The 17,371-nt window shown below is 42.7% G+C and carries 19 protein-coding genes; 10 read left to right on the top strand and 9 right to left on the bottom strand.

Annotated elements, in window-relative coordinates:
- Positions 1–156: 156 nt before the first annotated feature.
- Entirely contained in the window at positions 157–831 is a 675-nt protein-coding gene (locus MKX76_RS01710; RefSeq protein WP_251537673.1) for a TetR/AcrR family transcriptional regulator, read from the top strand.
- Between the two features lie 137 nt (positions 832–968).
- Here MKX76_RS01710 and MKX76_RS01705 read toward each other — a convergent pair whose 3' ends face one another.
- Both MKX76_RS01705 and MKX76_RS01700 read right to left on the bottom strand, forming a co-directional pair.
- Entirely contained in the window at positions 969–1,637 is a 669-nt protein-coding gene (locus MKX76_RS01705) for a hypothetical protein (protein ID WP_341032805.1), read from the bottom strand.
- Between the two features lie 175 nt (positions 1,638–1,812).
- Positions 1,813–2,301: an NUDIX hydrolase gene (locus MKX76_RS01700; protein ID WP_341032803.1), complete on the bottom strand. Its 489-nt coding sequence runs from the start codon at positions 2,299–2,301 to the stop codon at positions 1,813–1,815.
- An 862-nt stretch (positions 2,302–3,163) separates the two neighbouring features.
- Between MKX76_RS01700 and MKX76_RS01695 the strand changes: the two genes are divergently transcribed.
- The 5 genes from MKX76_RS01695 to MKX76_RS01675 all read left to right on the top strand — a co-directional run bounded on the left by MKX76_RS01695 (position 3,164) and on the right by MKX76_RS01675 (position 7,368).
- Entirely contained in the window at positions 3,164–4,321 is a 1,158-nt protein-coding gene (locus MKX76_RS01695) for an ABC transporter ATP-binding protein (protein WP_007127825.1), read from the top strand.
- Position 4,322: 1 nt separating this feature from the next.
- Positions 4,323–4,988: an ABC transporter permease gene (locus MKX76_RS01690; protein ID WP_028406821.1), complete on the top strand. Its 666-nt coding sequence runs from the start codon at positions 4,323–4,325 to the stop codon at positions 4,986–4,988.
- On the top strand, positions 4,985–5,938 hold the full coding sequence (locus tag MKX76_RS01685; protein WP_341032800.1) for an osmoprotectant ABC transporter substrate-binding protein: 954 nt from the start codon (positions 4,985–4,987) through the stop codon (positions 5,936–5,938). The genes MKX76_RS01690 and MKX76_RS01685 overlap by 4 nt, the downstream gene beginning before the upstream one ends.
- Positions 5,939–5,950: 12 nt before the next feature.
- Positions 5,951–6,652, top strand: coding sequence for an ABC transporter permease (locus tag MKX76_RS01680; RefSeq protein WP_144879786.1), 702 nt, complete (start codon positions 5,951–5,953; stop codon positions 6,650–6,652).
- Between the two features lie 368 nt (positions 6,653–7,020).
- A complete protein-coding gene (locus MKX76_RS01675) occupies positions 7,021–7,368 on the top strand; it encodes a YkgJ family cysteine cluster protein (RefSeq protein ID WP_083832582.1) in 348 nt (115 codons plus the stop codon).
- A 312-nt stretch (positions 7,369–7,680) separates the two neighbouring features.
- Here MKX76_RS01675 and MKX76_RS01670 read toward each other — a convergent pair whose 3' ends face one another.
- From MKX76_RS01670 to MKX76_RS01655, 4 genes are all read right to left on the bottom strand, one after another.
- Positions 7,681–8,523: a phosphotransferase gene (locus MKX76_RS01670; RefSeq protein WP_341032799.1), complete on the bottom strand. Its 843-nt coding sequence runs from the start codon at positions 8,521–8,523 to the stop codon at positions 7,681–7,683.
- A gap of 104 nt (positions 8,524–8,627) precedes the next feature.
- Positions 8,628–9,095, bottom strand: a complete 468-nt coding sequence (locus MKX76_RS01665; protein WP_341032798.1) for an NUDIX domain-containing protein — start codon at positions 9,093–9,095, stop codon at positions 8,628–8,630.
- 96 nt (positions 9,096–9,191) lie between these two features.
- The gene (locus MKX76_RS01660) at positions 9,192–9,782 is read right to left on the bottom strand and encodes a hypothetical protein (protein ID WP_341032797.1); all 591 of its coding nucleotides are present in this window, start codon (positions 9,780–9,782) and stop codon (positions 9,192–9,194) included.
- A 156-nt stretch (positions 9,783–9,938) separates the two neighbouring features.
- Positions 9,939–10,364, bottom strand: coding sequence for an NUDIX hydrolase (locus MKX76_RS01655; RefSeq protein WP_341032796.1), 426 nt, complete (start codon positions 10,362–10,364; stop codon positions 9,939–9,941).
- A gap of 592 nt (positions 10,365–10,956) precedes the next feature.
- Between MKX76_RS01655 and MKX76_RS01650 the strand changes: the two genes are divergently transcribed.
- The 4 genes from MKX76_RS01650 (at position 10,957) to MKX76_RS01635 (ending at position 14,013) form a co-directional block, all read left to right on the top strand.
- Complete coding sequence (locus MKX76_RS01650) at positions 10,957–11,478, top strand: TetR/AcrR family transcriptional regulator (RefSeq protein WP_340901441.1); 522 nt, start codon at positions 10,957–10,959, stop codon at positions 11,476–11,478.
- Positions 11,479–11,557: 79 nt separating this feature from the next.
- Entirely contained in the window at positions 11,558–12,349 is a 792-nt protein-coding gene (locus tag MKX76_RS01645; RefSeq protein ID WP_341032795.1) for a siderophore-interacting protein, read from the top strand.
- A gap of 55 nt (positions 12,350–12,404) precedes the next feature.
- Positions 12,405–12,839 carry a DUF6640 family protein gene (locus MKX76_RS01640; protein WP_341032794.1) on the top strand — a complete coding sequence of 145 codons (435 nt, stop codon included), beginning with the start codon at positions 12,405–12,407 and terminating at the stop codon, positions 12,837–12,839.
- A gap of 43 nt (positions 12,840–12,882) precedes the next feature.
- Positions 12,883–14,013 carry an FAD-dependent monooxygenase gene (locus MKX76_RS01635; RefSeq protein ID WP_341032793.1) on the top strand — a complete coding sequence of 377 codons (1,131 nt, stop codon included), beginning with the start codon at positions 12,883–12,885 and terminating at the stop codon, positions 14,011–14,013.
- Between the two features lie 222 nt (positions 14,014–14,235).
- Here the strand turns inward: MKX76_RS01635 and MKX76_RS01630 are convergent, their stop codons facing one another.
- The 3 genes from MKX76_RS01630 to MKX76_RS01620 all read right to left on the bottom strand — a co-directional run bounded on the left by MKX76_RS01630 (position 14,236) and on the right by MKX76_RS01620 (position 17,367).
- Positions 14,236–14,901 (bottom strand): class I SAM-dependent methyltransferase, encoded by a 666-nt coding sequence (locus MKX76_RS01630; protein WP_341035010.1) that lies wholly within the window; start codon positions 14,899–14,901, stop codon positions 14,236–14,238.
- A 407-nt stretch (positions 14,902–15,308) separates the two neighbouring features.
- Positions 15,309–16,280 (bottom strand): phosphotransferase enzyme family protein, encoded by a 972-nt coding sequence (locus MKX76_RS01625; RefSeq protein ID WP_341032792.1) that lies wholly within the window; start codon positions 16,278–16,280, stop codon positions 15,309–15,311.
- Positions 16,281–16,383: 103 nt separating this feature from the next.
- The gene (locus tag MKX76_RS01620) at positions 16,384–17,367 is read right to left on the bottom strand and encodes a phosphotransferase enzyme family protein (RefSeq protein ID WP_341032791.1); all 984 of its coding nucleotides are present in this window, start codon (positions 17,365–17,367) and stop codon (positions 16,384–16,386) included.
- Positions 17,368–17,371 lie beyond the last annotated feature (4 nt).

The following is a 17,371-nucleotide window of genomic DNA, read 5'->3' as shown; positions in this document are numbered from 1 at the left end:
AGTAACCCTCTCCTTTTTAACATGAACTTTAGTTCACGTTTTAATCGGATTATATGAACTAAAGTTCATTTTTGTCAATAAAAATGTGAACTATGATTCATAATTTCGTTGACTTTGGATAAGGAGGAGAAATACAATTAGGCGTAGGTGATGAAAATGGCAGAGAAAGATCAGGATAAGACCCGCGTGCCCCAGCAGCAGCGAAGCATGGAAACGAAACAAAAGATCGTTGCGGCGGCCATGAAACTCTTCTCGGAGAAAGGCTTCCACGCCACGAATACAAAGGAAATCGCGAAGGAAGCGAATGTAGCTGTTGGCAGTGTCTATTCCTATTACACGGATAAAATGGAAATTTTCAAAGACGCGCTGGCTCTCTTCCATGAACGCTTCACAGGGATTCTCCGAGGTCACGGCGCTCTTCAACTGAATACCAGCCAGAACAAACGGGAACTGATCCGGGACGTGATCGAGATCATGATTAAGGCTCACGAGGTGGACATCGGTTTTCATCGGGAAATGGACATCATGGCGCTGTCATATCCTGAGATTAAGGACATGGCGGACAAGGAGATGCGGTTCTTCTATAAGTTTACGGCCCGACTTCTTCGCTCCTGGCAGCAGGAGACTCGAATCAAGGACCCGGACGCAGCGGCGACGGTCCTTATTCTTGCAGCGCATGGGGTGGTTGAAGCCGTAGCTTTCGGCGGTATGGGCATCAGCCGGGAGCGTTTGATTAAAGAAAGCATCGACATGCTGCACTCTTATTTGTGGCCGCAGGAAGCTCTGCAAGAAAGGCAGAACGAAGAGCTCGGACTATCTATGGAGGAGTAGCGAGGAAATTCCTCTGGAAATAGGAAAAGCTGCCCGCATAGCTTGGGGCAGCTTTTATTGGTTCAAAGAATAGACAATGTTCGAAACACATAACTTCATCTTTAGATTCAGTTTAGCTCCTGTTAGATAATACTTTGTTATCTGCTGTTCCTTGCCATCCTTGACTTTGCTCTCCTCGATCTAACTTTATAAAGCAGCCACGTCTTTAGCAAGGACTCGTTATCCTTATGGGTTGAAACCTTATCCCGAAAATAGAAATCTTGAATTTCAACTTCCAATCGGGCTATCGGCTTCACATGTTCATATGAAACCCACTCATCAAAATGAATCTTATTTTTATCAGACTGTTTAAATTTTGATTTTGGTAATATGTATATCGTCCCCTTTGTCCAAGGGTTATTCATCATTGTCGATGCATTCAAAGAATAGAAGTGATACTTCTTACTTTTAAATATTAAACATCCATTTCTAAAACCTCCGACTTGTTTACTTCTATCCAATACAGCATAGAATATGGACCATGTAGGATCCGCAGAAGCAAAGACCGCCCTGACTAATTCTCCGTTAAATAACGTTTGTTCCCGAGGTTCAAAAATATCAATCTGAGGATTATTTGATCCGTGAAACAAAATATGATTCTTCAAAGCTAAATACTGAAGAAAACGATATTTAGGATAAGTAGAGTCATAGGCAAATTCACCTTTGTAAAGCCTAGGTATCATTCCTTCATATTCAAAAACCTCTAATTCAGTAAAGTCAGAACTTGGTGAAGGGCTTAATAGAATATTCAACAGAAATTTTATCATCTTCTTTTTGATATCCCCCTTGTCTGTCCTTCTTCTTTATCCATACTTACTCAACCATTTTATAAGTAGCATGAAAATTCCGAGATGCCTCCTTGACGAACGAGTAGCCGTGAGGATTCAATGCGAGAATAGACTGCTAGCAGAGGTTGGTGACTTCCTTATCCAAAACAATCTTTTATATTGTCTCTATCTGCCGTAATCTTACTGCATCGTAATAAATTAATTTATTATTCTCAAGGATACACTTATGTTCAAAACATTCAGCGCTGCTTAAGACCTTCGGTAGGAATTGTGGAATCATCTCCCCGACCCCCAAATTCCCTTCCGACAATATCCACTCAATATCCTTCCAATCTAAAATACCTTCATCTACTTTTTTGGGCGTAATATATTGATAATCATCTGGAATTACTGCTATAAAAACATACATCCCACCTGAATAACTTGCATCTGCAATCCAACTGATAACGCCTTTATACGCTACATTCTCTAAAACAATTCCAGTTTCTTCCAAGGATTCTCGTATTACACATTCAGTTGGTGATTCGTTCCCTTCAATTTTTCCTCCTACTCCATTCCATAATCCTTTTGTCGGAGCTGAATCTCTATTCAACATGAGTAATTTACTTCCTTTTTTTATGAAGCAAAGTGTATACTTGTACATTTAGCCCCCCTATATATATTTATAAAAACAACCTTGAATCTTTTGACTTTTCAGCAATTTCACCTAACAACTTATTCCCAAACTTCATTACAACTCCCATATTACGTGTATTCCCGTCCCTAGTAAACACCCCTAGTAATAGACTTATGCCCCATCATCCAAGCCTCTTTATAGACTTGATTTATCCCCTTCAGTTTGTATGGCTTGCTCTCTAAGGAGAAAGCCTATCTCATCCCCATTTGAACCCCAAGCACCAGCAACCCACCGATCTTTCGAACTACTTGTTTCATTCCAAAGCAAAATGGGTATTGGTATTAAACATATAATTGCGGGCATACGGACCTATTCCTAAGGGACAAGTTGCTAGCTAATGCATTTTGCATAGATCCATTGGGGCTGGGGAAGGCAGTTGATTAGAACATAGCTGCCTGACTTCAGGCATATCAGAGATTCATGTATGAGACACATACTTTCCCGTGTACGACCAGGGGGTCACAGTCTTGGCATACATTTTCGAATGGGTGTAATAAGGGATTATACTGTTGGGACAACTACACTGCAGATAAAGGTGGAATTTTTTTCGATATAAGTCAATGCCGTAACGAAGATTATTGGGCTTACATTGTTAGTCCCCTCCGGGCTTCCTCTTTGATTCTTTCTCCACCATTAAAAAATGTGTCTAATCCTATCCATTTTGAGGCTTTTGCTAACTCGTTCGCTTCATTTTCTATGTCTACATAACAAGGCTGTCGCCATCTAGAGCTCTGATACTGAACTTCCCCCACAACAAATTTGGGATCCCCGTGGATGATATGCCAAATGCTCCGCATAATATGGATACTGCTTGTAAAGGGGCGATTGAATGATAGTACTGGAGCATGTGAACAAGGTTTATGAAAATGGCTTTCACGCGTTGAAAGACATTAATCTTGAATTCAAAAAAGGGGAAATTACCGTCCTCATCGGACCGAGCGGCTGCGGCAAATCGACAACGATGAAGCTGATCAATGCGCTCAACACGCCATCATCTGGCCGAGTACTGATTGACGGCAAGGATATCTCCCGATTGAATCCGGTTGAACTGCGGCGCAATATCGGCTACGTCATTCAAAGCGTTGGATTATTTCCGCATATGAATATCGCCAAGAACGCGGGAGTGGTTCCGCGTCTGAAGAAGTGGGATAAAGATAAAATCGAACAAAAAGTAAACCAGCTGCTCGACATGGTCGGGCTGGACCATACAACGTATGGCACACGCTATCCATCCGAGCTAAGCGGCGGGCAACAGCAGCGTGTGGGTGTCGTACGTGCGCTTGCGGCCGATCCGGACATCATCCTGATGGATGAGCCGTTCTCTGCTCTTGATCCCATCAGCCGTGAGCAGCTTCAAGATGAGCTGATCCGGCTGCAGCAGGAGCTCAATAAAACCATTATTTTTGTGACGCATGATATGGATGAAGCTATTAAAATTGCGGATACCATCGTTCTGATGAAGGATGGTGAAGTGATTCAAACGGGTAGACCGGACACCATTTTACGTCATCCCGCAAATGATTTTGTACGTGACTTTATCGGCTCGAAGCGTCTGCAAAACGAAAGCACCTATGAGATTCCGCTTGTCGATGAAGTCATGATTACGAATCCGGTCACTGCATTCCCAAGCCGAGGATTAGCGGAAGCCATCAAGATGATGGAAAGTAAGCGGGTCGATTCGCTGCTGATCGTAGACCGTAACCGGCAGCTTCAAGGAGCGGTTTCGATCTACCGGGTGCTCGACCAATACGGCGAGGAAGGCAAAACCGTAGCGGACGTTATGCATCCCGTTCGTTATTCGGTGGCTTCGGGAAGCACGCTTGCCCAGGCTATTGAGATCATGGACAGCCATCAGCTCAGCAACCTTCCCGTAGTCGACAGCAATAACCGGTTCCTCGGACTCATTACAAGAGGCAGCGTCGTTAAACATCTGGCAGAGGTATATCCAACGATCGTTCCTCCGGAGCAGAACGGAGAGGGTGAGTGATATGAACGCATTTTGGAGTTTCATCACGGATCGTTATCCGGATATCCTGAAGGCTTTGCAGGAGCATCTGGTCCTCTCCTCTTCTGCCGTGCTTTTGGGGACGGTCATTGCCGTACCGATCGGCATTCTGCTCGTGTACAACCGGGTAGGCTGGATCAATCGTTTCGTCTTTTTTATTGCGAACCTGTTTCAGACGGTTCCCAGCCTGGCGCTTCTGGCGATTCTGATTCCGCTGCTTGGCATCGGCATGAAGCCGGCGGTATTAGCGCTGTTTCTATACTCCCTGATGCCGATCCTGCGGAATACCTACGACGGATTTCACTCCGTGGACAAAGGCGTGCTCCAATCAGCCAGGGGGATGGGGTACAGCACCGCTCAAACGATTTTGAGAATTCAGCTTCCGTTATCGCTTCCTTACATCATGTCCGGCATCCGCATTACGACGGTGTATATCATCAGCTGGGCAACGCTCGCTTCCTTGATTGGCGCTGGCGGGTTAGGCCAGCTTATCGTATCGGGACTTGGGGTGAACAAGCCCGAGATGATATTCGTCGGCGGCATCGGTGCGATTCTCCTGGCCCTTGTAGCTGACGCGTTGCTTGGCCTGCTTGAGGGCTGGCTTAGCAAACACTACCATCAGAACCAGACCCGGGACGCTGCGGTATGAGTCACATCAGCCGTAGGCAGCAAACCGGACGGAACAAGGAAGGCGTGATGAATCTGAACAAGCTGAGATGGATCCCGATGTTAGCCTGCATGTTGACTTTGGCTGTTTTTACGTCCGCATGCGGTATTCAAAGCGACGTGACCATCGGGACTCAAACCTATACCGAAACCAAGATTATTGCCGAGATGTACAAAGCCCTGATTGAAGACCAAACCGATCTCAACGTCGATATTATCCCGGATCTGGCATCCAGTTCATTGGTCATCAATGCGATGAAAGATAACGATGTTCAAATGGCGACATTATATACCGGTGAGATTTTCAACAACCATTTCCCGATCAGCGGCAGCAAAGACCGTGCCAAGGTCTTGAAGGAAGCGCAGGAAGGGTTTCAGGAACACTTCGGATTCACTTGGATGAATCCTTTGGGCTTTGAGAATACGTACGCATTCACGGTAAGAAAGGATCTTGCCGAAACCAATGAGTATACCAAAATTTCCGATGTCAAAAAAGACATGGCCAACATGAAGCTTGGAGTAGACACCACCTGGCTGGAGCGAAGCACCGATGGATATCCGGCCTTCTCCAAAGCGTATGACATTACATTCGGACAGGTTTTCCCCATGGAGATCAGTCTGGTATACAGCGCGGTAGCCAATCAGCAGGTGGATATCGTACTGGCCTACTCGACGGATTCCCGGCTGAAAGCCTACGAATTGCAAACCCTTAAGGATGATAAGCAATTCTTCCCTCCTTATGATGCAAGCCCGGTATTGCGCTCAGACCTTTTGAAAAAACATCCTGAAATTGAGGAGGCAATAGCGCCTTTAATCGGTCGCCTGGATGCGGATACGATGATATCGCTTAATTATCAGGTGGACATTGAGAAGAAAAGCGAGCGGGAGGTCGCCATCGCGTATTTGAAAGAGCAGGGTCTCTTGAACAGCTAAAGGAGGGTAAGCATGGAAAGTGAACATTTAACATTTGCAGACTTTTTGTCGTATATATCACGAAATCAGGAGTTGCTCTGGGAGTACTTCCTCCAGCATATCATGATGGTCGTTATCGGTCTGGGACTGGCATTCATCGTCGGCGTGCCGCTGGGCATCCTGTGCTCCAAAAGCAAATGGGCAGCCAAAATCATTTTGTTTATCACCAACATCCTTCAGGTGGTGCCGAGTTTGGCCATGTTAGTGGTGCTCATGTTATGGATGGGTCTCGGAACGACAACGGTCATGGTTGGACTCTTCCTGTACTCATTGAATCCCATCACACGCAATACGTACGTTGGGTTACAACAGGTGGAGGCAAGCTACCTAGAATCAGGAAAAGGCATTGGCATGAGCCCCTTCCAACTGCTGGTCCAAGTGCGTTTTCCGCTCGCGCTGACGTATATCATGTCGGGACTGCGCATTGCAGCCGTCATTGCCATCGGCGTAGTCACGATTGCTCCTCTCGTTGGAGGAGGCGGGCTGGGGCGGGAGATCTATGCAGGACTGAACAGCAATAACTCCCTGCGAATCTTTGCAGGCGCCATTCCTGCCGCGGTGCTGGCGATTGTCGCGGATGTTGTGCTTGGTATTTTGCAGCGTAAAATGGATCTGTCCAAACGAAAGTCAGACGGTGCGGCTCCATCTGCTGCGAAAGCACAGAAGCCGGCATAATGGTTGATAAATGTAAAAGCGCATTACTACTGCACGGGGTGTCCTGAAAAGATCTAAGATCTTGCGAGGTGCCCCGTCTTTCGGGTATCGGATGCTCCGCTTGGGTGACATCACTTGAAAGTGATATCAACAGATTGAGCATGTCATAGTGATGGCTCGGACCCTTCAATGAGTTCAGAATATTGAACGGGAATTGTTCAACCCTTGCTAAGGATTCAAACAAAATGCTACAATATACCATATAAGCACACGTCGACTATAGTCTTTAGAACGCTTAAAGAGCCATTCTTTGAGCCGATCTAAAGGCTTTTTTTGTTGTGTCTGCATGTTTGAACGCTAGGGATTATAATGGAATGGAGATGATGGAGATGGAAAGTTTGCCTTGTAAAGGCTGTAAAGGGATGTGCTGCGGACCTGTTCCGATTACTCAACAAGAACGAGTGAAAATTAAAAAGGCCATCCGGAAAATGCCTGCTAAACAACGTTTGGAATTACGGAACCAGGAGCGTTTTCCCGGAACATGCATCTTCTTTGACGAACGACATGATCGATGCGGCATTCATTCGGTACGGCCATCCATTTGCAATGCATTCGGTTTTTATAACAACTTGGTCTGCTTTAAAAGCCCCCAAACGGCCTCTGCCCAAAAATACGAAGCTAACGAACGGCCGATCGGTCTATTAAGCGTGGATTTCACTTGGAAGGATTTTGATTGAGGCGATTCCATAGTGCTGTTATCGATACTTCGACCAAATTGCGAAGCTCCCCTTACGGCACCAGGTTTTATTATTTCTATCGCCGAGGGGAGCGAATCACGATCTTGCGAGACGCCCTTTTCTTTCGGTTGACGCTCCGTGCTGGGTTGGATGTCCTGATTAGTGGTTAGCATCGAGTGACTTCAATTTCTTGAAATATTTCCTCCAGCCTCGTCCAGTTCTGCCCTACCCAAATTAATTCATCAACAAACCTTTTTAAGGTCCTATGATTTTCAGACTTTATATTGATCCATGAACATTCTTTCCACCATGTTAATTTGATAGAACGAACTTGTCTACTGTTATTGGCATACTTTCGGTGTAGCCACAGATAAACGCGTTTACTGATTCCATATTGATATTACCGTTCAATAGCGTGCCGGATAGAATGGCCCGTGAAATATCAAACTCGGGATAAATATAATGCATCCTATCAAAATCTAATATTGATGAAACACAATGATCATGGAATAATAGATTGTCTACAAACAAATCCCAATGAACCCATCCCTTCTCGCATGACTTAAATAAATCGAGATCGATTTCGTCAATAATTTTCCTTTGGATTTCTAAAGCGGATACATACTTATCCGCCGCTTGTCCCACTGCTTCGTGCCAACTTTTAGCCCACTTCTGGAGCTTAGCTTCTTTTGATTCTGGTTTCCAATGTAGTGTCAATGATTGGGGCGCTTTCGAATACAGTATTTTGTGCATTCTACCTACGATCTGTCCAAGGTGGTACATTTGATCCGCGTTGACTTCGCCTGGTTTGACTAATTCACCTTCACAATATTCAGTTACAATAAATCTCTCACCGGATGGTGTGCGTTGAATGAATAAATCATTTTTTGAAAAGAGTTTCGGACAAGGGATTCCTTCTGAATGTAATAGATCTTGTAGACCTAGTGCTGCTTCCACAGAACTTAATAATTCTTCCGGATATCGTACTTCGTTATATTGTTTAACAAACAACACTTCATCGCCAGTATGAACCTTCCATTTCAAGTTAGCATAGCCCATAAGTACTGCAATAGCATCCCGGACCTTAAATCCAAATGTTGTATTTATATGTTCGCTTATCTCCTTAATTATTTCATTAGATGATTTATCACTCATGTGGAAATCCCCTTAGATTCATGTTATCTGAACTACGATAGCTAATTAATATTGTTTTCCTCAAGTCGAGGATTCCTTCAACCAGTCGTTTAAGCCATTGGTAATCATTTATACTGCTTTAGCTTAAATTCTTCTATGATCTCAATATTTCTCTTGTTGTTCACATAGTCCTTAATATGATCTTTAATATTGGGATATAGTACTATATCATCTATTTTATCGATTTGAATCCATCTAACATTGGTCTGGTTATGATCTGGCTTCGCTGGTAAAGCCGGGCTTCCGGACGAAATTCTGCAATCAAACATCAAACTCAATCTATGCCCTGTTCCATGATTATAAGCGTTTAAATGAGGGGCATATTCATACACGAAAGCTAATGGCCCCACTTCAACTTCTATATTTGCCTCTTCACGCGCTTCTCGCTTGACGGCTTCAATTATGGATTCGCCTGGTTCCGCTCCTCCTGCAGGTAAATTGTAATGAACGCCATGTTCATCATTAAATTCAACTAATAAAATCGAATCATTCTCAATGATTAGTGCACATGCTCTAACTCTTATATGGTGCATGCTTTTCTCCTTCGTGTCATATAGCTTCGCCTCAGCCGGCAGGCAGCGTAAGCCATTGTTATGGATGTTTATTCCTTACATCGAATTGTCTATGCCTCATCTCGAAATTGCAACACATTCCCTAACAGTTCTTTCAAGGACCTCGATGACTTCTTTCAAATCAAGAATCTCTAATTCTTGCTCCTTCGCCTCATCTTTCTTAGCAAAATCAACTTCAATATCCTTTATTAAATCTGGGAGGTATCTATAATCAATCTCTTCAATCTCTATGGGCTTGACTTCCATCGGTCTATAAGTGACGGAATAATGGTCAATCAGTTTTCCATTTAGTCTCCAAAAATCTCGATAATACTTTAACTGCGCTTCCTTCTTATCGGGTTGGGGTAGCCACTTGATTTTCTTGTTGTAAATGTCTTCGACCCAAATAACATCCGATATTAAATGATAGAAGTATCCGCGGTAAAATGGTTCATTCATAGAACTCAGATACTTATCCTTGAATCCGAAATAATCGGCAAATTTATGCCCGTCATTATTAGTCTTCACAAAATGAGAAATTGCTTTTGGGGTATTCATATTTTTATGTACATCAGGCGCGATGCCACCTAAGTAAAATTGATCATCATCAATCTGTAACGCTTGAGCAAGACGTGCGGTTATACAATAATGCATGACTCTAGATCCCATGGTAATCTCCTTTGCATAGTTTTTCTGAGAGCGTTTCTTACCTCCACGAACCTCGCTATCTTTCCCTTCCCCTACTTCTAGTGAACCAAGGGGGAACGAAGCCGGCAGAAATCGTTAATATGTTGTTAGATGATACATCCCTCGCAGCTTTTATCCTCAAATATTCTTATTATCCACAAACTCAACACAAAAAGGTTGCAATTCAGGTTTTAAGCAGTACTCGATGCGTTGTCTAAAATCCTTCCATTCTACTTTACGAAGCGCTTCCTCGATCGGGAAGAACCCTACTTCCAAGCTTTCATCTGTTATCGTTAATTCTCCTCCAATGGGCTTTGCTAAAAACAATGTGTTGCAAATGGAATTCCCAATGTTCTGAAAAATGCCGCAGAATTTAATAACTTCGATATCGATTCCGGATTCTTCTTTAGTCTCTCTTATGGCAGCTTGACTTAAAGACTCTCCTTCCTCTACTTGACCGCCAGGCATCTCCCAGCCCCTACGGGGTCCTTTAATTAGTAATAATTCATTTTTATCATTTACAACAATCGCTGCAGCGGAGAGGATATGTTTCGGCGGACTCATTATTCTCGCTCCTTTAGGTTTGTTTATTATATGTGCATTAAAAAATTTTATATTTCGCAGGTTTCATCAAACGTCCTTCGTTTATGACGCGACCCGGCCATAAATAACTCTTAACTTAGGCCGGGTCGTGTGTTGTCTGAATGTTCTTTCTTGTAAAAACTCTGGGAACCAAGGGCAAATGCTAATACATATGGTGGCCAAAGACGCACTTTCCTAAATGTTATTGTTGGGCATGTTCATTTCGGCGCTTCTAACCATAAAAAGAAATAGACCGCACTCCCTAAAGTAACGGTCTATTCTCGACCTAGCTTGTATGGCCGACTGCTCTTTAAGCAGTATATTGTACTGCGTTAGCCGTGTGTCCAGAACAGTTCCTTACTTATTCTTACATCAGTATAGCTCAAGTTATAACGGTTATACAGAAGTTATTTTATTGGAATAACATTGACCTTCATCCGCCAAATATGTTTCTCAAAACAAATGATTGATGTCTATAAAATCAAGTGTTCCCAACCTACGCTATTGACAATGTGCTGTTTAACATGCATTATTTATTTATCGGTTAATAAATAAATGTTAGGGGGCGTTAACGATCTCACCTAAAGGCGACACGATACCAAATGTAAAGCAGCAAATTATTCAAGCCGCCATTCAGTTATTCGCAGACAAGGGCTATTACAAAACAACGACAGCCAATATCGCAAATGCTGTTGGCGTCACTCAACCGTATGTGTTTCATTTTTTCAGCAATAAGGAACAACTTTATCTTGCCGTGCTTGAGCAGGCTATTCAGCGGGTCTTTCAGACTTTTTTGAATGTGGAGGCTCCTTCCGACAAGTTAAAAGAGGCCATGAGTCAGGCATTTAATGAATTACTGAATAGTCATCGTAACGAAATATTAGTGACGATGATGGCATACACCATCCCTGAGACTGAGATTCGAGATGTTGTTCGGAAGGGATTCGATCAAGTTTATGAGCAATTAAAAATGAAGTTTTTGCAGGCTGGATATCCAGACGCCAGTCGCGAGGCCAAGATATTTATCGGAGAAGGGCTGCTTATTTCGCTGTCAGAAACAATCCAATTAGAGAAACTGCTCCCGTGGTACCCATGATCGTTGATTCAACGATCTCATTTTTTGGATTTTATTTATTTATCAATAAATAAAACAATTGATAAAAGGAGGCCATCGTATGAATGACAACCTGAATAAAAAAAATCAGAACACATCTGAACAACCTTCATCCCAAAACCTCTTGCATCATGCGCTCGCCAAGCACATCTCGAAAGGGATGGTGTCCGAAGTAGAACAAATCTCATCATCGATGTTACGCGTCCGAATTTTGTCCAGTTCGTTGGGGAAGCTTTCTTACTCACCTGGGCAGCATGTCAGAATACAGATTAACGATCCGCTTTCCTTAAGAGGAATACTGCGTCCCCGTGAAACGCTCCGCTCTTACACCATTTGGGAATTTTCGCCCCAAGAGCAGGCATTCGAGTTACGTATTTATCTCCATGGAGAGGAAGGGATCGGTCAGAACTGGGCACGTAACGTGAAGGCTGGTGATCCAGTGACGTTCTGGGGTCCCATGGGGGACTTTGTCATCCGTTCCGCATCCTATCATCTCTTTATTGGGGAAGAAACGGCGTCCATTGCATTTGGTTCCATGATTCGATCGCTTGATCCGAAAGAACAGATTTATGGCATATTGGAGAGCAATTCGCCAGATGATGACATACCGATGCCGAGATCACAAGAACTGATTCGTGTATATCGTAACGGGGCTTCAGCCGTTGCATCACAATCCCTGCTTTCTGCGATATCCGAAATTCATCTTCCTGCGTTACGTGGAGCAGCGTATGTAGCAGGGGAATCGAAAACTTGCCAGATGGTACTCCAACATCTTGTACGCGAGCGCGGTTGGCCACGCTCATCGATCAAGGTTAAACCTTTTTGGACACCAGGCAAGCGAGGTCTGCACTGAGGCTAAGGAAACAATCAAAGTGAATACATCAACTTGGATGATAGGAGGGTTTTATATGTTTTTGATATCAAAAATAATCATTTCCTTTGTGGCGATTGTTACAATTGCAGGTGCCTTGCTTGCCGATGTGATTGTCCGTAAGACGGCGAGCCAACATATTTTTAATCCCAAATGGCCTCCGCACGCCAAATTTCATAACGGTCAGACGATATCTTTATCCATTCTACTTGGTTTTTCATCGCTATACTTACTGTTCCGGACTGAGGGGGATCTGTGGTTTCAGTTTATTTTAGCGATCTTGACCGCATCGTATTATTGGCTTTCCATGATCTTGGCCGCAATATTTCCTAACACCGGTTGGATTGATGAGGAATTTAAATCCGATGTCAAAAGCATTTTGGGACTACATCCGCAACAGTTTTTAGCATATATTATGATTTTTTTGTTAGTGGCTAGCTTCGTTCTCGGCTATCTGGATTTTCAACCGTGATTTGAACTTTCGTTTAAACTACTTTGAAGGGAAGAGCATATGCATGCGAAGCAAAGTCATTATTTTAGGCGGGGGAACCGCGGGTTTGTGTTTGGCGATTTCATTGCGATATTTTGGGATAGAGGTAAAGGTATACGAAAAGAGACCGCAGCCAGGAGATGCCGGTGCCGGTATCATTATAGCCCCCAATGCGCTGCAAGCGCTTGAACCGTTCGGAATTACGGATCAAATCATACATGCAGGGTACGGTAGGGATGGCATTCAGACATTAACTCACAAAGGGAAAAAAATCATCAAGATGTCGGTGCAGGATGGATCTTACAAATTGTACTCCATTCATCGAGGAGATTTGAACAATCTGTTATATGAGGCTCTGCCTCCTAGTACAGTTGAATATGGAAAGGAATGTGTGGGGATCAATCAAGACGAACATGGCGTCCGTATCCAGTTTCGTGATGGCAGTGATGCGACGGGAGATATTCTGGTTGCAGCAGACGGAATTCATTCCATCGTAAGAAAACAACTATCAAACAAAAATTCTTATCGTTTCGCCGGATATACATGTTGGCGTGGTATTGTCTCATCTGATTCTTGTACAGGATTGTCTGAAGAATTTATTGAAACATGGGGACCACAGGGGCGCTTTGGGATCATCCCGCTTCCAAATAGTCAAGTGTATTGGTATGCCATGGTAAATGCCCTAGAGAACGATGATCGATTCCGCAGTTATACAGTTACTGACTTAGCAAATCACTTCGAAAAATATCATGATCCCATTCCCAGTTTACTGAAGTCAAGTCACAAGATGATCCATCGTGATATTGTGGATATCATTCCCATGGATCGTTTCTATTCTAACCGCACTTTGTTTATTGGTGATGCCGCCCACGCGTTTACACCCAATCTAGGACAAGGAGCTTGCCAAGCGATTGAGGATGCGGTGGTTGCTGCCGAATGTATAAGTAGGCATACCGATTATAGGCAGGCCTTTGCGGAATTCGATTCACGCCGTCGAACAAAAATAGAAAAGATATCGAAACGTTCATGGATGTTTGGAAAAATCACTCAATTGGAACATCCGATGGCCATCGCCGTTAGAAATTTATTGCTTCAGCATACACCAAAGCAAATGTATCAACATGGTATGCAACAGCTTTACAAATTCCAAGGGTAAGCGGCCGTCGGCTTCTTCGTCAGCAATATCACCGATCAAAATCCGAGAGATTATGATCGGTGATTTATTTAGGGCTGGCTGAACTACTAATTGAAATTGCTATTCCACAGAAGCCCGAATGTTAACGTTTCAGGAGGCTGACCACGTGATGCGGTTAGCCGGTGCGGATGTGTCCCCTCCACGGTAATTTCATTTCGCACTCCACTTCCCTTTTTACTTATTCTAAAGTTTTCTTGCCTTGATAACGAAGGTTACAGGGAACATCTTCGCTCTTTTTACGAAATTATTGTTTTCATCCTGCATTTGTATGATTTCACTGTCGGTTTCTTCAATCATTTGTTCAATGACAAACCCTGCCTTCGCCATCGCATTGATATAGGTTGATAGTTTTCGGTCAGATAAGGTTAGGTCCCCTTGGCAAAAATCAGGAGATACCGGATACCACGATTCATCGAAATAACGCTTATTCAAAACAAATCTATTATTTTCTTCAACAACACATTTATGTATAGGATGAGACCAACTGAAGATAAAGACGCCGTCTTTTTTTAAATAAGAAGCGATCCGACTAAACGTGCTTTCAAGGTCGGTTGTCCAGCCAATGGCATAGATCGAATAAACGAAGTCAAAATAATCCTCGGGTATGCCGCATTCTTCTTCCATCGGAGAACGGATCAAATTTGCCGAAAGTCCGCATGCCGTCAAATGCTGCTTGGCCTTTTCAATCTGCTTTTCCGATATATCTATCCCCCATAGCTCGGATGCTTGGCGTTCCCCATGATATTGCAAGGATTGACCATTTCCACAGCCTATTTCTAGCATCTTTTTTCCTGAAACATCGCCAAACAGCTTGCATTTCTCTTCCGTGACAAACGCTCTCATGCGCATACCTAGGGCAGGTAACGCAATATAAGATCCGGTAATGTCCTGGCCATATTGCACCGATTATTGTGTTGTCCTCTATTGCGATAATTACTAACTTTTTGAAAAATTCCTCACCGCCAAACGAACGGTTGTAATCCATGTCACCGAGACTCGGATAGAATCGTCTGTTGGGTTCTTCAAATTTTCGGACGATGATGTCGCGTATCGCCTCATAATCATCTTCACCTGCATAAGGCCTGAACACAATACTCATATCTAAACCACCGTCCCTTGGATTTTTAGAGATATTGAATCTATTTTTAGGACTCCACGCGATACAAAAGAAGCCAAGGGCCAACCCCTCTGCAACGTAAATAAATTGTTATATCTAGTTGGCGCCCCCAAGAAAATTCCTTAAAAGATCCCTTCGACTATGGGCACTCCTTCTTCCAATCTTTCTTGGCTCTCAGCAATGTAAGTACTAGTCCAATCAATTTTGAAAGATCAAAACTCCGGTACATTCCGATATAAACGATAAACTCCCTTAGTCGCAGAAATAAACTCAAATTATTTAATGATTCATCATCAATATTTCTGTATCGTTCATATCCTTTAAGAAAACACTTTAAAAATTTCCTGGCCTGTTTATTCCGTTCCGGTATCGAATCATTAAGCACCACATAAACCATGTAAAAAATTTGAATTGCGATATCTTCTACGTACCAGCTATATTGGCATTCATCAAAATCAAAAAGCGTCATTTTATTATGATCGATAAAGAAGTTTCCTACATTAATATCCCCATGAATAAGTCCATATTTATCTTCTTTTTTTAAATTATTTATCTGACTAGTGAGTTGCTTGAAACTTTCAAACACACGATCCTGATTCGAGGGAATATATTTCTTTATATCCTTTAAATAAGAGTTCTCCGTCCAATCATGACGCATGAATTCTTTTCTGCTTGGTACATATGTTCTTGATAGTTTATGAATTTGTCCTGTTAGTTCCCCGCACATCTCTGAGAGGGGATCATTATTCATACACTCAGGGTAAAAAATCTTCTTTCCCGGTGCCTTCTCAAACGAAGTAATAATGAAATAGGAGTTATCAAGTTCCAGAACCTCAACATATCTGTCAGCTTTGGACGCGATTGGTTTACTTACAGACACTCCATTATTATAAAGATATTGGACCCACTCTATTTCCCCACATACATGATTTGAATGCCTGTGGGAACTATGCGTTATTCTTAAAATATATAGCTTATCCTTCTTAGGATATTCATAGACAAAGTTTTGAAAACCACCGATATACTTTAAATCTGACAAATCTATTCCAAAAAACTTCGCAGCATCCTCAAGTATATGCTCATTCATCAGTTCTTTTATATGTTGCTCCATTGCGCTCACCACCAAAGAAATTCTGAACACTAAAAATAACTTGTGCTTCGTGAATATATTGTTAGATGATGCCTCCGAGAGTTCATCGAATCCCCCTCATCATCTACAATTCAATATTGCATCCCTCAAACGGCATATCTCTTTCGATGAACTTAACTGCTTCAGTAATAGCATTCTTTTGAAATATAGATAGATTATCTTCATTCCCATCCCAGTGACCAAGCCACCAGAAAAAAGAACTGATATTTCGATATTCCATAAATAAAGGAATTCTTCGAATCCAATCATAATCTAAATTGTTATTCTTCAAGTAACCCTCTAAAAACGAAGATAGAAAATGCTTGGCAAAATCATTTTTCGATCCCCATTCTTGGTAATGTGAGCCCCACCATACGGCGTGTGCCGCTGCGATTCCGATATCAAGCGCAAACCAACCGTGCAATGAATCATCAAAATCAAATACCGTGATATCCCCTTGATGAATGAGAAAATTATAGGGATGAAAGTCATTATGAATTAATCCATAGGAGTCATTGTTCTTAGACAGAGACGCTAATTGTTTTTCAATGGATAAAAGTTTCCCAAGAAGTAACGAATAGTTACCTTTATGTAAATGCGGGTTATTGATCTCCGCTGGTCTCCATTCCATCCTTTTTAGCTCTGGTTCACCTGGGTCATACGATCTTGTTAATCTATGCATGAGTCCCATTGTCGAGCCCCATCTATAAAACAAATGCGGTCCCCATAACTTCGGGGACTCATTAAAGAACTTTCCAAAAGCCCCTTCAAACACAACTGCTATAAAGCATTTTTCATGATCTCTGCAACTTGTCGTTAGGCTTCCTTCTAATGTTTGGATTGGTAATGAGGCGCGAACACCATTCTCAGCCAAATACCGAACCCAATGAACTTCGGACTGAATCATCATTTCGTATTCGACTGGTTTTTCCGACAAACGTAGAAAGTAGCTCTTATTGCCTTTAATGTATTTGTATACCTCGTTTGTTGAGTTACTTACAAACTCTAATGAATGCATATCAAATCCGAAAGCACCAGCCGCTTGCGAAAGTATTTCATTACTAACCAATGCG

Origin of the sequence: Paenibacillus sp. FSL R5-0810 (genome assembly GCF_038002285.1) — a bacterium.
Taxonomy (GTDB): domain Bacteria; phylum Bacillota; class Bacilli; order Paenibacillales; family Paenibacillaceae; genus Paenibacillus_AQ; species Paenibacillus_AQ lactis.
This window is presented reverse-complemented; position numbering and strand designations above follow the sequence as displayed.